This is a genomic window from Ruania alba, from assembly GCF_900105765.1.
GTDB classification, from domain to species: Bacteria; Actinomycetota; Actinomycetes; order Actinomycetales; family Beutenbergiaceae; genus Ruania; species Ruania alba.
The window spans coordinates 533,931-550,001 of record NZ_FNTX01000001.1 but is presented as its reverse complement, the minus strand read 5'-3'; the positions used below and the strand labels follow the sequence as shown (position 1 = coordinate 550,001).

At 69.6% G+C, this 16,071-nt stretch carries 13 protein-coding genes, 1 tRNA gene and 1 pseudogene; 9 read left to right on the top strand and 6 right to left on the bottom strand.

Going from position 1 to position 16,071, the window contains the following annotated elements; genetic code table 11:
* Positions 1-9 precede the first annotated feature (9 nt).
* The 8 genes from BLU77_RS02500 to BLU77_RS02465 all read left to right on the top strand — a co-directional run bounded on the left by BLU77_RS02500 (position 10) and on the right by BLU77_RS02465 (position 6,751).
* Positions 10-483, top strand: a complete 474-nt coding sequence (locus BLU77_RS02500; RefSeq protein ID WP_089772921.1) for a dihydrofolate reductase — start codon at positions 10-12, stop codon at positions 481-483.
* The gene (locus BLU77_RS02495) at positions 476-1,285 is read left to right on the top strand and encodes a DUF4129 domain-containing protein (RefSeq protein WP_245708636.1); all 810 of its coding nucleotides are present in this window, start codon (positions 476-478) and stop codon (positions 1,283-1,285) included. Before BLU77_RS02500 ends, BLU77_RS02495 begins: the two co-directional genes overlap by 8 nt.
* The gene (locus BLU77_RS02490) at positions 1,282-1,791 is read left to right on the top strand and encodes a hypothetical protein (RefSeq protein ID WP_089771545.1); all 510 of its coding nucleotides are present in this window, start codon (positions 1,282-1,284) and stop codon (positions 1,789-1,791) included. The genes BLU77_RS02495 and BLU77_RS02490 overlap by 4 nt, the downstream gene beginning before the upstream one ends.
* Positions 1,775-2,833: an AAA family ATPase gene (locus tag BLU77_RS02485; RefSeq protein ID WP_089771544.1), complete on the top strand. Its 1,059-nt coding sequence runs from the start codon at positions 1,775-1,777 to the stop codon at positions 2,831-2,833. Before BLU77_RS02490 ends, BLU77_RS02485 begins: the two co-directional genes overlap by 17 nt.
* A complete protein-coding gene (locus BLU77_RS02480) occupies positions 2,830-4,155 on the top strand; it encodes a DUF58 domain-containing protein (RefSeq protein ID WP_089771543.1) in 1,326 nt (441 codons plus the stop codon). Before BLU77_RS02485 ends, BLU77_RS02480 begins: the two co-directional genes overlap by 4 nt.
* A gap of 174 nt (positions 4,156-4,329) precedes the next feature.
* Positions 4,330-5,001 (top strand): hypothetical protein, encoded by a 672-nt coding sequence (locus BLU77_RS02475; RefSeq protein ID WP_089771542.1) that lies wholly within the window; start codon positions 4,330-4,332, stop codon positions 4,999-5,001.
* Between the two features lie 27 nt (positions 5,002-5,028).
* Positions 5,029-6,258 (top strand): FAD-binding protein, encoded by a 1,230-nt coding sequence (locus tag BLU77_RS02470; protein WP_089771541.1) that lies wholly within the window; start codon positions 5,029-5,031, stop codon positions 6,256-6,258.
* Positions 6,259-6,265: 7 nt separating this feature from the next.
* Positions 6,266-6,751 (top strand): P-loop nucleotide/nucleoside kinase family protein, encoded by a 486-nt coding sequence (locus tag BLU77_RS02465; RefSeq protein WP_245708635.1) that lies wholly within the window; start codon positions 6,266-6,268, stop codon positions 6,749-6,751.
* Between the two features lie 25 nt (positions 6,752-6,776).
* On the opposite strand, the pseudogene BLU77_RS23020 reads toward BLU77_RS02465, so the two are convergent.
* The 5 genes and pseudogenes from BLU77_RS23020 to BLU77_RS02445 form a co-directional block, all read right to left on the bottom strand.
* A pseudogene (locus BLU77_RS23020) lies at positions 6,777-7,873 on the bottom strand (hypothetical protein).
* A 632-nt stretch (positions 7,874-8,505) separates the two neighbouring features.
* Positions 8,506-9,294, bottom strand: a complete 789-nt coding sequence (locus BLU77_RS23015; protein ID WP_342741436.1) for an AAA family ATPase — start codon at positions 9,292-9,294, stop codon at positions 8,506-8,508.
* Positions 9,291-10,673: a 3' terminal RNA ribose 2'-O-methyltransferase Hen1 gene (locus tag BLU77_RS02455; protein WP_175476916.1), complete on the bottom strand. Its 1,383-nt coding sequence runs from the start codon at positions 10,671-10,673 to the stop codon at positions 9,291-9,293. Before BLU77_RS02455 ends, BLU77_RS23015 begins: the two co-directional genes overlap by 4 nt.
* 197 nt (positions 10,674-10,870) lie before the next feature.
* Positions 10,871-10,947, bottom strand: a tRNA-Met gene (locus BLU77_RS02450).
* Positions 10,948-11,095: 148 nt separating this feature from the next.
* A complete protein-coding gene (locus BLU77_RS02445) occupies positions 11,096-14,095 on the bottom strand; it encodes a UPF0182 family membrane protein (RefSeq protein WP_089771539.1) in 3,000 nt (999 codons plus the stop codon).
* A 173-nt stretch (positions 14,096-14,268) separates the two neighbouring features.
* On the opposite strand from BLU77_RS02445, the gene BLU77_RS02440 reads away from it, so the two are divergent.
* The gene (locus BLU77_RS02440) at positions 14,269-14,805 is read left to right on the top strand and encodes a PPA1309 family protein (protein ID WP_089771538.1); all 537 of its coding nucleotides are present in this window, start codon (positions 14,269-14,271) and stop codon (positions 14,803-14,805) included.
* A gap of 122 nt (positions 14,806-14,927) precedes the next feature.
* Here the strand turns inward: BLU77_RS02440 and BLU77_RS02435 are convergent, their stop codons facing one another.
* The gene (locus BLU77_RS02435; RefSeq protein WP_245708634.1) at positions 14,928-16,022 is read right to left on the bottom strand and encodes a YlbL family protein; all 1,095 of its coding nucleotides are present in this window, start codon (positions 16,020-16,022) and stop codon (positions 14,928-14,930) included.
* Positions 16,023-16,071: the final 49 nt, after the last annotated feature.

The window sequence follows — 16,071 nt, the reverse complement described above, 5'->3', positions numbered from 1 at the left end:
GTGCTCGGGATGATCTGGGCACAGGCCCACCACCGAGTGATCGGGCGCGCCGGCGACCTGCCCTGGCACCTGCCCGAAGACATGCGCCATTTCCGCGAGTCCACTGCGGGGCATCCGGTGCTGATGGGGCGCAAGCAGTGGGAGTCGCTGCCGGAACGGTTCCGTCCCCTCCCGGGGCGGCGCAACATCGTGCTCACCCGCGACCCCTCCTACCCCGCCCCAGGTGCCGAGGTGGTCACCTCGATGGAGCAGGCCCTCGCGCTCGTCGAGGGAGAAGAAGCCTGGATCTGCGGCGGCGGTGAGATCTACACGGCCGCAATGGCCCACGCCGACCGACTACTGGTCACCGAGATCGACCTCGACGTCGAGGGAGACACCTACGCCCCCGTGATCGGCCCCGAGTGGCACGCGGCGCCGCGACCCTGGCAGACCGCGCGCACCGGCACCCAGTTCCGGATCCTCGACTACCGGCGCCGTGCCTGACTCGTCCACCGAGCCCGCCGGAGGTGCCGGGCCGGGTCGGTCCACCCGTGCACTCCCGGGTCGGTCCACCCGTGCACTCACGGCCACCTCGCTGGTGGCACTGGTGCTGCTGGTGGTGGTGCTCGCGGCACCCCTCGTCGGGTCGTGGGAGTTCGAGCCACGGTTCGAGCCTCGCGATCCCGTCCAGGCCACCGCCCCGACCGCCGAGCTCCCGACGGCCGAGCCCCGCTCGCCCGCGCCCACGCCCACGCCCACCCTGCCCGAGAGCGATCTGCACGCTCCGGACCTGCGCTGGCTGCTGGTGGTCGGTGCCGTGCTGGCCGCCCTGGTGGTGCTCGCACTGTTGGTGCGCCTGCTGCTCTGGCTGCGCCGCCCCACACCACCTGCTCCACCGGAGCCGCGGGGGCTGGCCGGCCACGGTGAGATCGATGAGGAACCGGAGCTCCCGGTGCTGCATCGCGGGGTCCAAGCCGCGGTGGCGCACCTGGAACAGATCCACGAGCCACGCGATGCCATCGTGGCAGCCTGGCTGGCGCTGGAGGAGGCGGCTGCACGCTCCGGCGTCCGACGGCGTCCGGCTCAGACTCCCACCGAGTTCACTGCCGCAGTCCTCACCCGCACCGGTGCCGACCAGGAGGCGATCACCCGGCTGCTGCGTCTCTACCACCGGGCCCGGTTCTCCACCTCAGACCCGAAGCGCGAGGATGTGGCCGCCGCCACCGAGGCGTTCGCTGCCCTCACCGCATCCTGGCCCGCGCTCACCGAGCCCTCCCAGCCAGATCCCAACGGAGGCGCCCGATGACCTCACGGGCCTCCCGGCTGCGCCCCTGGTATCCCTTCCTGGGCGCGCTGGGCATCGGCGCCCTGGCATGGGTGATCGGCGTGCACCTCCCCCATGCGCTCCTGCTCACCGGCCTGGTCGCGGCACTCACCCTCGTTGTCAGCGTGCTCGACGTCGGCAGCCAGACGACCTGGCCCGGTCTCGGCTTCGGGCGCAGGGACGGCGCCCGGCGGGACGTCTCCACCCTGACCTGGTCGATGCTCGACGGCACGGGCGGCCTCTCCGGCGTCGGCGCGGCACGACTGCACCGCGCCCTCACCGAGACTCTGCGGCTCACCAGGACCGACGCGACCTCACGTCGAGCGACCGAGCTGTTCGGACCCCGGGTGGCTCGCTGGCTCACTGAACCACCCGGCACGGAGAACCCACCGCCGGACCGCGCCACCGCCCGCCGCGCGATGGCCACCGCAGAGACTCTGCTGCGCACCCCACCCACGAGAGAGGGAGCCCATGTCCACCCCAGGTGAACCCCCAGGCCCCGCCCAGACCCGGGGCCCCGATCGGACCGACCACGAGTCAGGCCAGCACGCCCCGCTCCCGGTGGCCGAGGTGGCCCACCTCGGCGGTGCGGTCCTTGCGGAGGTGAGTACCGCCGTCGTGGGCATGCACCGGCCGTTGCGGGTGGCGCTGGCGACGATCCTGGCAGGTGGGCACGTGCTGTTCGAGGACGTGCCCGGCCTGGGCAAGACCCTCGCGGCCCGGTGCCTCGCCCAAGCCCTCGGACTGGACTTCTCCCGGCTGCAGTGCACCCCCGACCTGCTGCCCGCCGACATCACCGGCTCCTACGCGTACGACCCGAACGCGGCGGAATTCACGTTCCGGCCGGGCCCCGTATTCACCGGGCTGTTCCTCGCGGACGAGATCAACCGCACCGCCCCGAAGACCCAGTCGGCACTGCTGGAGGCGATGGCCGAGCGGCAGGTGACCGTGGAGGGCACCAGCTTCACCCTGCCGGCGCCGTTCCACGTGCTCGCCACCTCCAACCCGGTGGAGTACGAGGGCACCTACCCCCTCCCCGAGGCCCAGCTCGACCGATTCATGGTGCGTCTCGCCGTCGGACATCCGGACGCCCAGGCCGAGGTGGATGTGCTCACCCGCAGGATCGCCCGCCGCACCGAGCATGCCTCGGTGGCGCAGGTGGTCACCAGCGAGACCGTGCTGGGGATGCAGGCCGGGGTGGAGGCGATCGAGGTGGACCCGGACGTGCTGCGCTACTGCGTGGACCTGGCGGCCTCGACCCGCGCGCACCCCGCCGTGGAGGTGGGGGCCTCGCCGCGTGGGTCGCAGGCGCTGGTGCTGGTGGCGCGCGGCCTCGCCGTGCTGGATGGGCGCGACTTCGTCACCCCGGAGGACGTCAAGGAGGTGGCCGTGGCGGCACTTGCGCACCGGCTCACCCTCACCCCGGGGGCCTGGGCGTCGGGAACCACCCCGATCGAGGTGGTTTCCGCTCTGCTGGAGGAGGTGCCCGGGCCGGCCACGGCGGGCGCGTCGAGCACAGCACGCTCATGACCGGCCACAGCATCGGCTCCGACGCCCTCAGCACGGCCGCTGTGGGTGCGGCGGTGCTGGTGGGCGGCCTGGTGGCGGGACGCTCAGATGTGGCCGTGCTCGGGGTCCCCTTCCTGCTCTGCTTCACCTGGGGGTGGCTGACCCGCCCGACGGCGCAGGCTCGCCTGGCAGTGCGCCGCGCCACGGGTCCGGCTCGGGCAGGCATGGTGGCCGGTGTGCTCGAGGTGGCTGCGCCACCAGGAGCGGAGACCGTCCGCGTCCGGGTCTCCTCTCCCGGCCACCAGGAGGCGCAGGCGCTGCTGGCCGCCGACGGCACCCGGACAGTGCCGTTGCAGGTGACGACGGCCCGCACCGGGGTGTCTCAACTGTTCCGGACCGATCATGTGGATGCGGGCTTCGACGGCGTGACGCTGGCACACCCGGGTGTGGCCGGTCCGGTGCCGGTGGTGATCTACCCGCCTGCCCGGGACCTGCGCCGGATGCCGCTGCCGCCTCGTCTGCAAGGTCTGACCGGGCCGCACACCTCCCGGCGGGTGGGCGATGGCACCGACCTGCACGACGTGCATCCGTTCACCCCTGGTGACCGGCTGCGCAGGATCGACTGGCGGATCACGGCCCGGCGCTCCTATGACCCGCGCACCCGGCGCCTGGGCACCATCTACACCCGGCGCACCTTCGCCACAGCCGATGCCACGGTGATGCTCGTGGTGGACTCCCGAGACGCCGTCGGGCCTGATGTGGCCACCTGGGGTGGCGGCCGGGTGGCGGCGATCGACGAACCGATCTCGCTGGACGTCGCACGGGAGGCAGCCACGGCGGTGGCACGTGCCACGGTGACGGCCGGGGACCGGGTGGGCCTGGATGACTTGGGGCTGCGGCGCCGACCGGTGCCTCCGGCAGGTGGGCGACGCCAGCTGGACCGGATCAGTACCCGGTTGGCGCTGCTGGCCCCGGACAGCTTCCCCAGCCCGCGGGAACGCGCACCGCAGATCCCAGCGGCAGCGATGGTGGTGCTGTTCTCCACGTTCCTGGACGACGAGGCGGCCCGGATGGCACAGGAGTGGCGCGCCCAGGCGCACCGGGTGATCGCCGTGGACACACTGCCGGTGCTTCGCACCGATGAGCTGGACGAGGCCGCGCAGGCGGCCTACGAGCTGGTACGGCTGGAACGCGGGTTGCGTCTGGAGCGGCTGCGTCGGGCGGACGTGGAGGTCGTGCACTGGTGCGGTGATCCCACCGGGACCGGCGAGCACGGCGCCGACGTCGGGCTGGATGCCGCGTGGCAGCTGCTGGCCCGGCCCCGGAAGGGCGGGCACCGATGAGGGCGAGGAGCCCCCACGCAGGAGGGCCGAGGAACGAGGTCCACCGGAGTGAGGCACCGCAGACCTCAGAGAAAGGCAAGCACCGATGAGGGCGAGGAGCCCCCACGCAGGGGGGCCGAGGAACGAGGTCCACCGGAGTGAGGCACCGCAGACCTCGGAGAAAGGCATGCACCGATGAGCGCGGTGATCGAGTGGTTCGCGAGCGCGGGTGCACCGCGGCAACGGCCCGACCCCATGGTCGAGATCGGTACCGGAGCGGCGGTGTCGGCATGGGTGCTCCGGGTGACAGCGGCGGTGGCCCTGCTGGTGGCGAGTCTGGTGGTGGTCTCGGGGATCCCTGCCCTGGTGGTGGCCGGTGCGCTCGCAGTGGCTGTGGCAGTGGCACCGCACGGCGTATTCCCTGCCGTGACAGTGCTCCTGGTAGCGCTGGAGCTGCTGCGCCGGCCTGCTGGGGCACCGTCCTTGGTGGACCTGCCCGCACCGGTGACGACCGCCGTCGTGCTGTACACCCTGCACCTGATGGTGTTCCTGAGCCGCCGGGTAGCGGACCTCTCGCCTCGTGCCGCAGTGGAATGGGCGGCGCTGCGCCGTGGTGCGGTGCCGGCGCTGGCTGCCCAGGGAGTGGCCCAGCTCGGCGCGGTGCTGGCGATCGCGATCGCTGCCCCGCAGGTGCGGCTGCCGTGGGTGGCAGTCGGGGTGCTCGCGGTGGTGGTGGCCCTGCTGGTGCTGGCCGGCCGGACACTGCATCGGTCCGAGCAGCAGGCGCAGGCCGAGCAGCGGGCACAGGCGCGACAGTACGATCACGACAGTGCCGGCATCCCCCGGTGGGGACGTCTGGATGACTGACGGCACGAGGACGCGAGAGGGACGGCGATGACGGAAGAGAACTGGGCAGGGTCCTACACCTACCGGGCGGCGCAGATCCACCAGCCGGATACCCTCGATGCCGCCCGGCACCTCGTGGCCGAGGCACCGAAGATCCGTGCCCTCGGCTCGCGGCACTCCTTCCATGACCTGCCAGACTCCCCCGGCGTGCTGATCACCCTGGACTCGATGCCTCGCACGATCCGTCTCGACGAGGAGGCGAAGACGGTGACGGTGAGCGCCGGGACCCGGTACGGCGATCTGGCCACCGAGCTGCACCGGGCGGGGTGGGCGCTGTCGGCGATGGCGTCGCTGCCGCACATCGCGGTGGCGGGGGCAATCGGGACCGGGACGCACGGCTCCGGTGACCGGGTGGCGAGCCTCGCAGCCCAGGTTCTCGGACTGGAGCTGATCGATGCCGCGGGCGAGTTGCGCACGCTCACCACCGACGACGCCGACTTCCCCGGAGCGGTGGTGCACCTGGGGGCGCTGGGCGTGTTGACCTCGGTGACGCTGCGGGTGGAGCCGACCTACGACGTGCAGCAGTACGTGGTGAACGAGGTGCCCTGGGAGTTCGTCGAGGCCCAGTTCGAGGACGTGATGTCTGCGGCGTACAGCGTGAGCATCATGACCCGGTGGAACACGCCCACCGTGCAGGTGTGGCTGAAGAGTCGGGACGGCGACGCGAGCCTGCCGGAGGGCAAGCCTGCCGTGAAGAAGGAACACCCGGCCGGGCGCGACCCGGAGGGCTGCACCGAGCAGCTCGGTGAGGCAGGTCCCTGGCAGGACCGGCTTCCGCACTTCCGGATGGGGTTCACCCCCAGCAGTGGTCGGGAGATCCAGGCCGAGTACCTGCTCCCGCGGAAGCACGCGCGGGCGGCGATCGCTGCGCTGCGCGAGATCGGCTCGATCATCACGCCATTGCTGCAGACGTGCGAGATCCGTACCGTCGCCGCCGATGAGCTGTGGCTCTCCGGCTCCTATGGGCGTGACACCGTGGCGTTCCACTTCACGCTGCACCCCGAACCGGTGAAGGTACGGGCGCTGCTCGGCAAGATCGAGGAGGCCCTGGCCGGGCTGGAGGCACGGCCGCACTGGGGCAAATGGTTCAGCACGCCCGGCGAGGAGATCGCGGCGATGTATCCGCGGATGGCGGACTTCCGGGACCTGGTGGGGCGCTACGACCCGCAGGGCAAGTTCTCCAACGCCTTCCTGGAGCGGGTGGTCCTGAGGCGATGAGGCTGACGTGCCACGGGTGATCTTCATGTGCGGACCGGCGGGGTCCGGGAAGTCCACGGTGGCGGCCCGGCTGGAGGCGGCCGGGGCGGTCCGCCTCTCCTTCGACACCGAGGCCTGGGCGCGGGGGTTCCGGGCGATGCCACTGGCCCCGGACGTGCACGCGCAGATCGAGGCCGACCTGCGCGCACAACTGCGTGAGTTGGTGCTCGCCGACCGGGACGTGGTGCTGGACTTCTCGTTCTGGTCCCGGCGTATGCGTGCCGACTACCGCGACCTGCTCCGCCCGCTCGGGGTGGAGCCGGAGACCTACTACGTGCGCGCTCCGCGAGAGATGCTGCTGGCCCGGGTGCGGGCCCGGCAGGGCGCCCATGCCGAGGACTTCCGGCTTACCGAGGAGCTGGCCGCCTTCTACGCGGACGGATTCGAGGAGCCCACGGCGGACGAGGGGCCGCTGCGGGTGATCGACGGGACGGCAGAGATCGAGCTGATCTGAACCGCGGCCGACAGGAGGGCCAGGCTCACAACCGCGGGTCGACCGGCTCCGATTCCAGCGCGAGCACCGCGAAGACCGCCTGGTGCACCTGCCAGAGCGGCTGCTGGGCCACGAACGCCGTCAATGCCTCCACGCCGAGCCCGTGCTCGCGCAGGGCCAGCTGACGTTTCCTACCCAGGTTCCGGCTCCGCAGGTCGGTGAGCGAGTCCAGGTAGTCCGGGCCGTAGATCATCCGCAGGTACTCCCGGCCGCGCACCTTGACCGCTGGTTGGAGCCGCCCGCTCGGCACATCGGCGGGTTTGACGACCATCCCCTCACCCCGGCCGCGGTGAGGTCGGTCCACCACTGCGCAGCCTCATCCCGTTGACTCGGGGAAGACAGGTCCACGAACCGGTGCCGGGTCGGGGTGATGATGTCGCCCTGCACTTGGGCCAGCTGGGCGAGGTGCCAGTCGTGGGACTCGGTGAGGGCCACCGCACGCCCCTCGACGGCGAGGATCTGGAACGGCGCGATCGTGACGCCGTCCAGCCCATCAGTGGGGCGCACGTACGGAACGTAGGCATCCCGGAACGCGTGGGCGTTCTCCAGTCGCCGAGCGATGCGGACGGGCAGGTCGCCGAGATCGAGCCCGCGTTCGCTCGCCCGCTCCAGGGCTGACTGCGCCTCCGGCAGCGCATGCTGGGCGGCCGCGCCGACGGAAGCGTACTGGACCTTGATGAGGTCCAACGCCTTCGCCGACCAGGGCAGCAGCTCGCAGTCGAGCGCGAACCAGTCGGTCTCGAGGGCCTCGAACAGGCCGGAGGCGGCGGTACGGATCCGGTCAACGAGCGCGCTGGTGTCCGGGAAGAACGGGCGACCGGTGCGGGTATAGACGGTTCCCGTGCTGCCGTCGTCGATCCCGAACCGGCGTCTGGCCACGTCAGCGTCCTGGGCGATCACGGCGATGGCGCGCGATCCCATGTGCTTCTCCTCGCACACCACGCGGGGCACACCCCAGCCGGCGTACTCCTCGAACGCCTGCTCCGGGTGCTCCAGATAGCCGTCCCGGGTCGAGGTGGTGACGGGAGACATCGTGGGCGGGAGGTAGATCAACCAGCGGGGGTCGACGGCGTACCGGCTCATCACCTCCAGCGCTGCGGCGGCGTTCTCCTCCGGGATCTTCACCTTGCCGCCGTGGGTGGTGTTCAACCATCGGTCCCCGGCGACGTCGGAGATCCTGAGCACGGCAGACTCACGGGCGTCGGTGGCCGGCTGCAGCGGACGCGCCGGTTCGAACCACTGCTGTTCGGCGGGCACGCTGACCAGGTCCCGCTCGGGGTACCGCAGCGCGGTCAAGGTGCCACCGAAGACCACGCCGGTGTCCAGGCAGATGGTGTTGTTCACCCACTCGGCCTCCGGGACCGGGGTGTGACCGTAGGCGACCACCGCACGTCCGCGGTATTCCTGCGCCCACGGATACCGCACAGGTAGTCCGTACTCGTCCGTCTCCCCCGTGGTGTCACCGTAGAGCGCGAACTGGCGGACCCGGCGCGATGCCCTGCCGTGGTAGGCCTCCTTGAGTCCGGCGTGGGCGACGACGAGATTTCCGTCGTCGAGGACGTAGTGGCTGATCAGCCCGTCCATGAAACTGACGGCCTCGCGGCGGAACTCCTCGCTCTCGCGGGCGAGCTGGTCCAGCGACTCGGCGAGTCCGTGCGCGACGGTCACCTTGGCCCCGTTGAGCGCGCGCACCAGTTTCGCCTCGTGATTTCCACTCACGCACAGCGCAGCCCCGAGGCGACCATGCCCATGACGAGACGGAGGACGCCGGGTGTGTCGGGGCCGCGGTCAACCAGGTCGCCGACGAACACCGCCTGTCGCCCGTCCGGGTGAGAAGCCCCGACGGCGGCCCCGTCCTTGACCTGGATGTGCCAGCCCAGGGTGGTCAGGAGGGTGCGCAGTTCACTGACGCAACCGTGCACGTCTCCGATGATGTCGAACGGACCGCTGAGGTCCCTGCGATCGTTCCACGGCCGTTCGCGCACGATTTGCGCGGCGTCGATCTCCTCGGTCCCGCGGAGCACGTGGATGCGGCGGAAGCCTTCCTTCTTCGTCCGGCCGAGGGATCGTTTGAGATCACGCCGCTGGCGGCTGACGACGCGGCTGCCGAACGTGCGGTCCGGGCGACGTTCGTTGCGTTCGATCGCGACGTGCTCAGGGACGTCGAGGACGATCGCGTCGACCAGGACGTCATGCTCCTTGGCGAGCGAGACCAGGGAGGACCGCGCGTACGGCTGCACGTTCGTGGCGTCGACAACGGTGAGCAGTCCGCGGCGCAGCCGGGTGGCGACGATGTAGCCGAGCACATCGAACGCGTCCTTCGTCGCGGACTGGTCGTTCTCGTCGTTCGCGACCAGTCCACGGCAGAAGTCGCTGGAGATGACTTCGGTCCCGCCGAAGTGCTGGCGTGCGAACGTGGACTTCCCACTCCCGGAGACACCGACCAGCAGGATCAGGCCGGCCGCTGGTACGGCGATCGGGTCACGGGGCTGCTCGCTGGTCATGACACGCCTGCTTCCCGGGTGAAGACGGCCATCTGTGTGGGCGAACCGAGGGCAGCGTCCTGGTCACCGATGCCCCGGTGGTGCACGAGGTAACCGAACCTGTGAGCGACTTGGTGGGTCCACTCGGCGAACTCCCTGCGGGTCCACTCGAACCGGTGGTCCGGGTGCCGCATCCCGACCAGACCCTCGTAGCGGTCGTTGTACTCGCTGTTCGGTGTGGTCACCACCACCACGCCGGGCCGGGCTGCTTCGAAGACCACGTGTTCGAGCGCGGGGAGCCGGGCCGGGTTGAGGTGTTCGATGACCTCCATCAGCACGGCGGCGTCGTAGCCGGCGTAGCGCTCGTCCTCGTAGGTGAGGCTGCCCTGGAACAGCTGGATCCGTTCGGTCTGGCGCTCGCTCATCCGGTCGAGGCGGAGTCGGCGTGCTGCGTGCTGCAGGGCACGCGCCGAGACGTCACTACCCACGATGCGGGTGAACTTCGCGGAGGGGATCAGTTTCTGCAGGAGCTGTCCGGAGCCACAGCCGAGGTCGATGACCGAATGCACCCCTGCCTCGGTGAGTACGCCGAGCACGGCGTCGTGGCGCAACTGGTTCAGGGGCGGTGCTGGAAGGTGAACGTCCTCGTCCTCGTCCTCGGTCACGGAGTCGCTGAGCTCGGCAAGCCTCGCCCTGGCGAGGCGGGCGAACTCGCGGCGCGCGAGGTACCGATCGACGATGAGTGCGGAGTCCGGGTGGTTCGCCAGCCATCCGGAGCCTGATCGGATGAGCTTGTCCACCTCGTCCGGTCCCTGCCAGTAGTGCTTCGACTCGTCCAGCACCGGCAGGAGCACGTGGAGCTGGTTCAGCGCGTCGGCGAGGCGCACCGTGCCGGTCAGGTGCAGGCGCACGTATCGGGAGTCACCCCACTCACTGAACCGGTCGTCCAGCGGGATCGGATCGGCCTGCACGGTCCAACCGAGTGGCCCGAACACCCGGTGAGCGACGTCCGCGCCGCCACGGCACGGCAGTGCCGGGATGGTGATCTCTAGCGGGATCGGAGAGTCGGCCAGCTCCTGTCGCGAGGGGCACCGGCCGCTACGGGCGGTGGAGAACACCCGGGCGAGGGCGACACCCAGAAGCGAGGACGCTGCGTAGGAGCGGTCGTTGACGTACTGGGCGAGACTGAAGTCAACGGTCTGCTTGCGCGATCGGGTGAGCTGCACGGGATCCACATCGAGCAGCAGGGCAGCCGTGCAGCGCTCATCCGTGGCTTCGGGGTAGAAGACCCAGGCCGTGCCGAACGACTGCTCGAACGGCTGCACACGGTCGGGATGCTTGTGCAGCAGATAACCGAGATCGGTCGCCGGCTGATGCGTCGTCGACACGGTCAGCAGCATGGCGCCAGTCTGCCGGACGGCCTCGCCAGAAGTCTCACGAATACCTGCCCGGACAGCGCGATCACCGATCGCTCTGTGCCAGAGCGGCATCCTGAGCGGATCTGCAGGCCACCATGGACGATGCACAACGTGCACCGCCCGAGCGGCGCATGCACGACGAAGGCCCCCGATCCGTAGATCGAGGGCCTTCGTCATTCTGGTGGCGGGGGGAGGATTTGAACCTCCGACCTCCGGGTTATGAGCCCGGCGAGCTACCGAACTGCTCCACCCCGCGTCGGTAGTGACCACTCTACGGGTGCAGTGTGGCCGGATCAAATCGAGACGGTGTCGGCCCCGTCACACCTGCGGACCTACCGAGCGCAACTCTGTGCGGCGCTGACGCGTGCTACGCCGCACAGAGTTGCGCTCGGCCATGCTGAGGGCTACTCGTCCGTCGGTTCCTCGGTGGGTTCGGCAGACGCGTCCTCTCCGGCGGTGCCGTAGAGCTCCTCCTCGGCCGCGATCGCGTCCTCCAGGGCTGCCTGCAGCCGGTTCTGAGCCTCGCCGTAGGCGGTCCAGTCGCTGTTCGCCAGCGCCGTGTTGGAGTCCTCGATCGCCTGACCGGCCGCGGCCAGTGCCTCGTTGAGGCGCTGCTGGGCACCGCTCTCCGGGGAACCGCTGCCGTCGTCCGGATCACCGGAGCCACCGGCCCCCGTGCCGTCGTCGGGTTCAGGCTCCACCCCGGCGTCGCCGGCGTTCGCTCCGGAGTCTCCCTCGAACACCTGGTCCAAGGCTTGGTCGAGCGTCTGGGCGAACCCGATCTCGTCACCGAAGGCCACCAGCACGCGGCGCAGCAGCGGGAACTGGGTCCCACCGGAGGACTGCACGTAGACCGGCTGCACGTACAGCACACCGCCGCCCACGGGCAGCGTGAGCAGGTTGCCCTGGATCACCTCGGACCCACCGCGCGAGAGGATGTTCAGCTCGTTCGCAGCCGCGGTATCGGAGTCGAAGTTGTTCTGCACCTGCCCCGGTCCCGGCACGGTCACGTCCCGGGGTAGCTCGAGCAAGGTGATCGTGCCGTAGTCCTCGGCCACTTCCCCGGCTGTATCGCCGGGTTCGGCGTTGACCGCCATGAACCCGGTCAGCACGTTTCTTTCATCACTGTTGATGATGTAGCTCGACGTGAGGGAGAAGTTGGCCTGGTCCTCCCCCGGCAGTGCCAGGGTCAGGTAGTAGGACGGCTGCGGCGTCTGCACGCCGGCGGTCGGGTCGTTCGGGATCCGCCAGAAGTCACCACCGGTGTAGAAGGTGGCCGCGTCGGTCACGTGGTACTGCGTGAGCAACTCACGCTGCACCTTGAACAGGTCCTCCGGATAGCGCAGGTGGCTCATCAGGGAACCACTGATCTCCGACATCGGCCGGATCGTGTTCGGGAAGATCTCCATCCACGTCTGCAGCACCGGGTCCTCCGGGTCCCAGGCGTACAACGTGACAGACCCGTCGTAGGCGTTCACGACGGCCTTGACGGAGTTGCGGATGTAGTTGATGAACTCCGGCAGCGCGGCCGCGGCGAGCTGGTCCTGCTCGGTCAGCGAGTCGGTGATCGCCGACTCCAGCTCTTGCCGTGCGGAGTACGGGTACTCGTTGGACGTGGTGTAGGCATCCACGATCCAGACGACCTCGTTCTGGCCGTCGTCGTCGGTGTCCACGACCGCTGGGTAGGTGGAGCCTTCCGTGGTCAGGAACGGTGCCACGCGGGAGACCCGCTCGATCGGGTCGCGGTAGTACAGCACCTGCGACTCGTCGGTGACACGGTCCGAGAACAGGATCTGCTCGCTGCCGAACCGGGCGGCGTAGAGCAGCTTGCTGAAGAAGCCACCGATCGACGGTCCGCCGTCACCGGTGAAGGTGGTGTTCACCTGCCCGTTCGGCGCACTGTCATCGGGGTAGTCCAGCTCCCACGGGGTCGTCCCCTCGGGGGCGCCCACGATCGAGTAGTCCGGCGAGTTCGGGCTGAAGTAGATCCGGGGCTCGTAGTCGCCGAGCACGCCACTGCTGGGGATGCCACTCTCCATGAACTGGGGGCGACCGTCACCGCTGGTGACGTTGCCGCGTGCGGCCACCACGCCGAAGCCGTGCGTGAAGACAGTGTGGTCGTTGACCCAGTTCCGCTCCTGAGAACCTTCCAGGTTGAGCTCGCGCACCGCGATCACCGTGTCAGCGCTCTCCCCGTCCACGTCGTAGCGGTCCACCGAAAGGGTTTCCCGGAAGTCGTAGTACTGCCGGTTCTGCTGCAGCTGACGGAACGTCGGGGAGACGACGTTCGGGTCGAGCAGGCGGATGCTGGCAGTGGATTCGGCGTCCGCCCGCAGCGCGCCAGCCTCGGCGACGGTTTCGGCCTCATAGCGTTCCACTTCCACGCTGTCCAGGCCGTAGGCATCGTAGGTGGCCGCGATGTTGCGTTGGATGTACTCGGCTTCGAGGTTCTGCGCGTTCGGGTTCACCCGGACCGACTGGATGATCGCCGGATAGGCCCCGCCGACGAGGATGCCGGAGACCACCATGAGCGCCACGCCCACTGCCGGGAGGCGCCAGTTTCCACGGACGCCCGTCCACACGAACAGCAGGGCCACGAACACACCCACGACAGCGAGGATCGCCTTGGCCGGCAGTACCGCGTTGATGTCGGTGTAGGTGGCACCGTCGAACCGCTCACCGGCATTGGACAGGATCGAGTACCTGTCCAGCCAGTAGTTGGCGGCGATCGCCAGGGTGATGATGGCTGCGAGGATCGCGGTGTGGATCCGGGCCGCCCGGGTGATCCGCTCACCGTTGCCGGCCGGCTGCAGGGCGCCGTAGAGGTAATGCGTGAAGATCGCGACGATGCCCGAGATGATCGTGGTCGTCATCACGAAGGAGACGATGAACCGCACGAACGGCAGCGTGAACATGTAGAACGAGAGGTCGATCCCGTGCTGCGGGTCAGCGCTGCCCCACTCGGTCCCGTTCAGCGCCAGCAAGGCGGTCTGCCACTGTGCCGAGGCCGCCGACCCGGCAAAGAACCCGGCCACGATCGGCGCCCCCACGAACACCACCCGGCGCAGGGGCTCGAAGGCCTCCCGGTACCGGTCCAGGTCCTGCTGCTGCGGAGTGGTGGGCACATACATCGGCCGGTTGCGGTACGCCAAGCGCAGGTTCACCCACAGGGCCGCGCCCATCACCGCGAAGCCCAGCACGAACAGCGTGGCGCGGGCGATCCACTCGGTGCGGATCACCTGGCTGAAGCCGACCTGATCGAACCAGAGCCATTCGGTGAGGAACCGGGCCAGGACAAGGAAGGCGACCACGACACCGGCGAGCACCAACAGCGTCGGGAGCAATGGCCCACGGCGGCGCTCCCCGGATGAGGGGGAAGCTGGGCGGGAAGCGGCAGAGGACACGGACTACACCTCGGGTGGTCTCGGTTCAGTGAAAGTTGTCGACCCATTGGGGCGGTGACGACGACCGGACCGTACACAGGGAGTCGCTCCCGGCACGATCGGCCTCATCTGCACCAACGCATGAGCCGTCCATGAAGTTTCGCACACCCCGCACCGACTGCGACCATAGAGTCATGACCTCCGAGCTCAACGCCGCCACCCGCGCCCTCGCCCTGGCTACCGTGGAGATCGAACGGCACGTCGGCACACGCGGCTGGGATGGGCCGATCGCCGTGTTCTCCCTCGTCCGTTCCAGCCGGATCGTCGCGACGAGCCCGGAGCTCGCCGATCAGCTTCCTGAGGGCGCCGCCGAGGACCCCGAGCACCTCACCTCGATCGAGCAGGATGGCCTCCCCGAGGCGGACACACTCGAAGACCTGCTCGCGCAGCTCGCCTGGCCGGAGACTGTCGACGGTGCGGCGATCGTGGTGGAGCGGATGGTCGTACCGCCTGAGGCAGAAGCCGACATGCCGAGCGACCCGGAGGAAGGGCTCGCCTATCTGATGGCCCATCCGGAGCGCCAGGACATGCGCATCGCGGTCGGAGTGCTGCGATCCGGGGACACCTGGTGCGCCCTGCGCTCGCGCGCGAACGACAGCGACGATGCGGTCGCCGGCGGTCCGGACGCCGTCCCCGGCCTGGCCGAGGCGCTGGCGAGCACGCTGCGCTGAGACACCCGCCGCACCCACATGGTGCCGAGTGCGGAGGATTTCGCTCATATCCCGGGATATGAGCGAAATCCTCCGCACTCGCGCTGGTGGGTGGGGGCGCCGGGGGTGCGCCGGGTGGGTGACTAGCAGCTGGGGAGGTCGGCGGTGTCGCCGTCGGCGATGGCCTCGACGGCGTCCCTCGCCTCGGCCAGGGTGCTCACCCTGACCACCTGGAGTCCATCCGGCACCGCATCGACCGCCTCGGCGCAGTTTCCGGCCGGGGCGAGGAAGAACTCGGCGCCGTCCCGCTCGGCGGCGTACATCTTCAGCGTGATCCCACCAATCGGCCCGACCGTCCCGTCGAGGCTGATCGTTCCGGTGCCGGCCACCACGTGCCCGCCCGTCAGCTCTCCCTCGGTGAGCCGGTCCACGATCCCGAGAGCGAACATGGTGCCGGCGCTGGGACCACCGACATTGTCGATCTGGATCTGTACGTCCACCGGGTACTCGAACTCGGCGTCGAGGTAGATCCCGAGCACGCTCGCCCCGGTCCCGTCGTCGGTGGTGACGATCTCCAGGTCGGTCCGCTCTCCGTCCCGATCCACTTCGAGGGTGACCGTGCTACTCGCCGGGGTCTGGTCCAGGACGTCCGCGAGCGCCTGATAGGTCGGCACCTCGTAGTAGGTGCCGCCGGAACTGATGCCGCTGATGACGTCCCCTCCTTCCACCACGCCGTGGGCACCCATGGTCGGGTCCGCCCCGACCATGGTCAGCTCAGCGGGGACGTCGTACCCGAGGGAGCTCAAGGCAGCCACCGTGGCGTTCTCCTGGGAGGAGATCATCTGCTGGGAGGCGATCCGGTCCTGCTCCTCCTCGGTGACGTCGGGGTCGATCACGCCTTCTACGGGCAGGACCCGCCGCCCCGGGTCCAGCCAGCCGCGCACCACGCTTCCGGCGTCCACCGGAAAGCCGGGACCGCCGGCGGTGGTGACTGTGGTCAGGCGCAGTTCACCACTGGTGGGATAGGTCTCGGCGCCGGAGATGGTGATCAGCTCGGTGTCGGACACCTCACCGAGTGCGTCGAAGGTGGGGCCCGCCCCTTGGACGGCGTAGGGCACCGGAGTGAGCAGCATCAAGAGCAGCAGGCCCAACGTCAGGGTGCCGCTGACCAGCATGGTGATCGACCGGGTACCGATCCGATCGGTGTGCGAGCCCTGCCCGCGCGATTCGTCGTCCATCCCCCCATCATCTCCCCTGGACGGGTGCGCCCTGAGCGAAAGGTCTGCT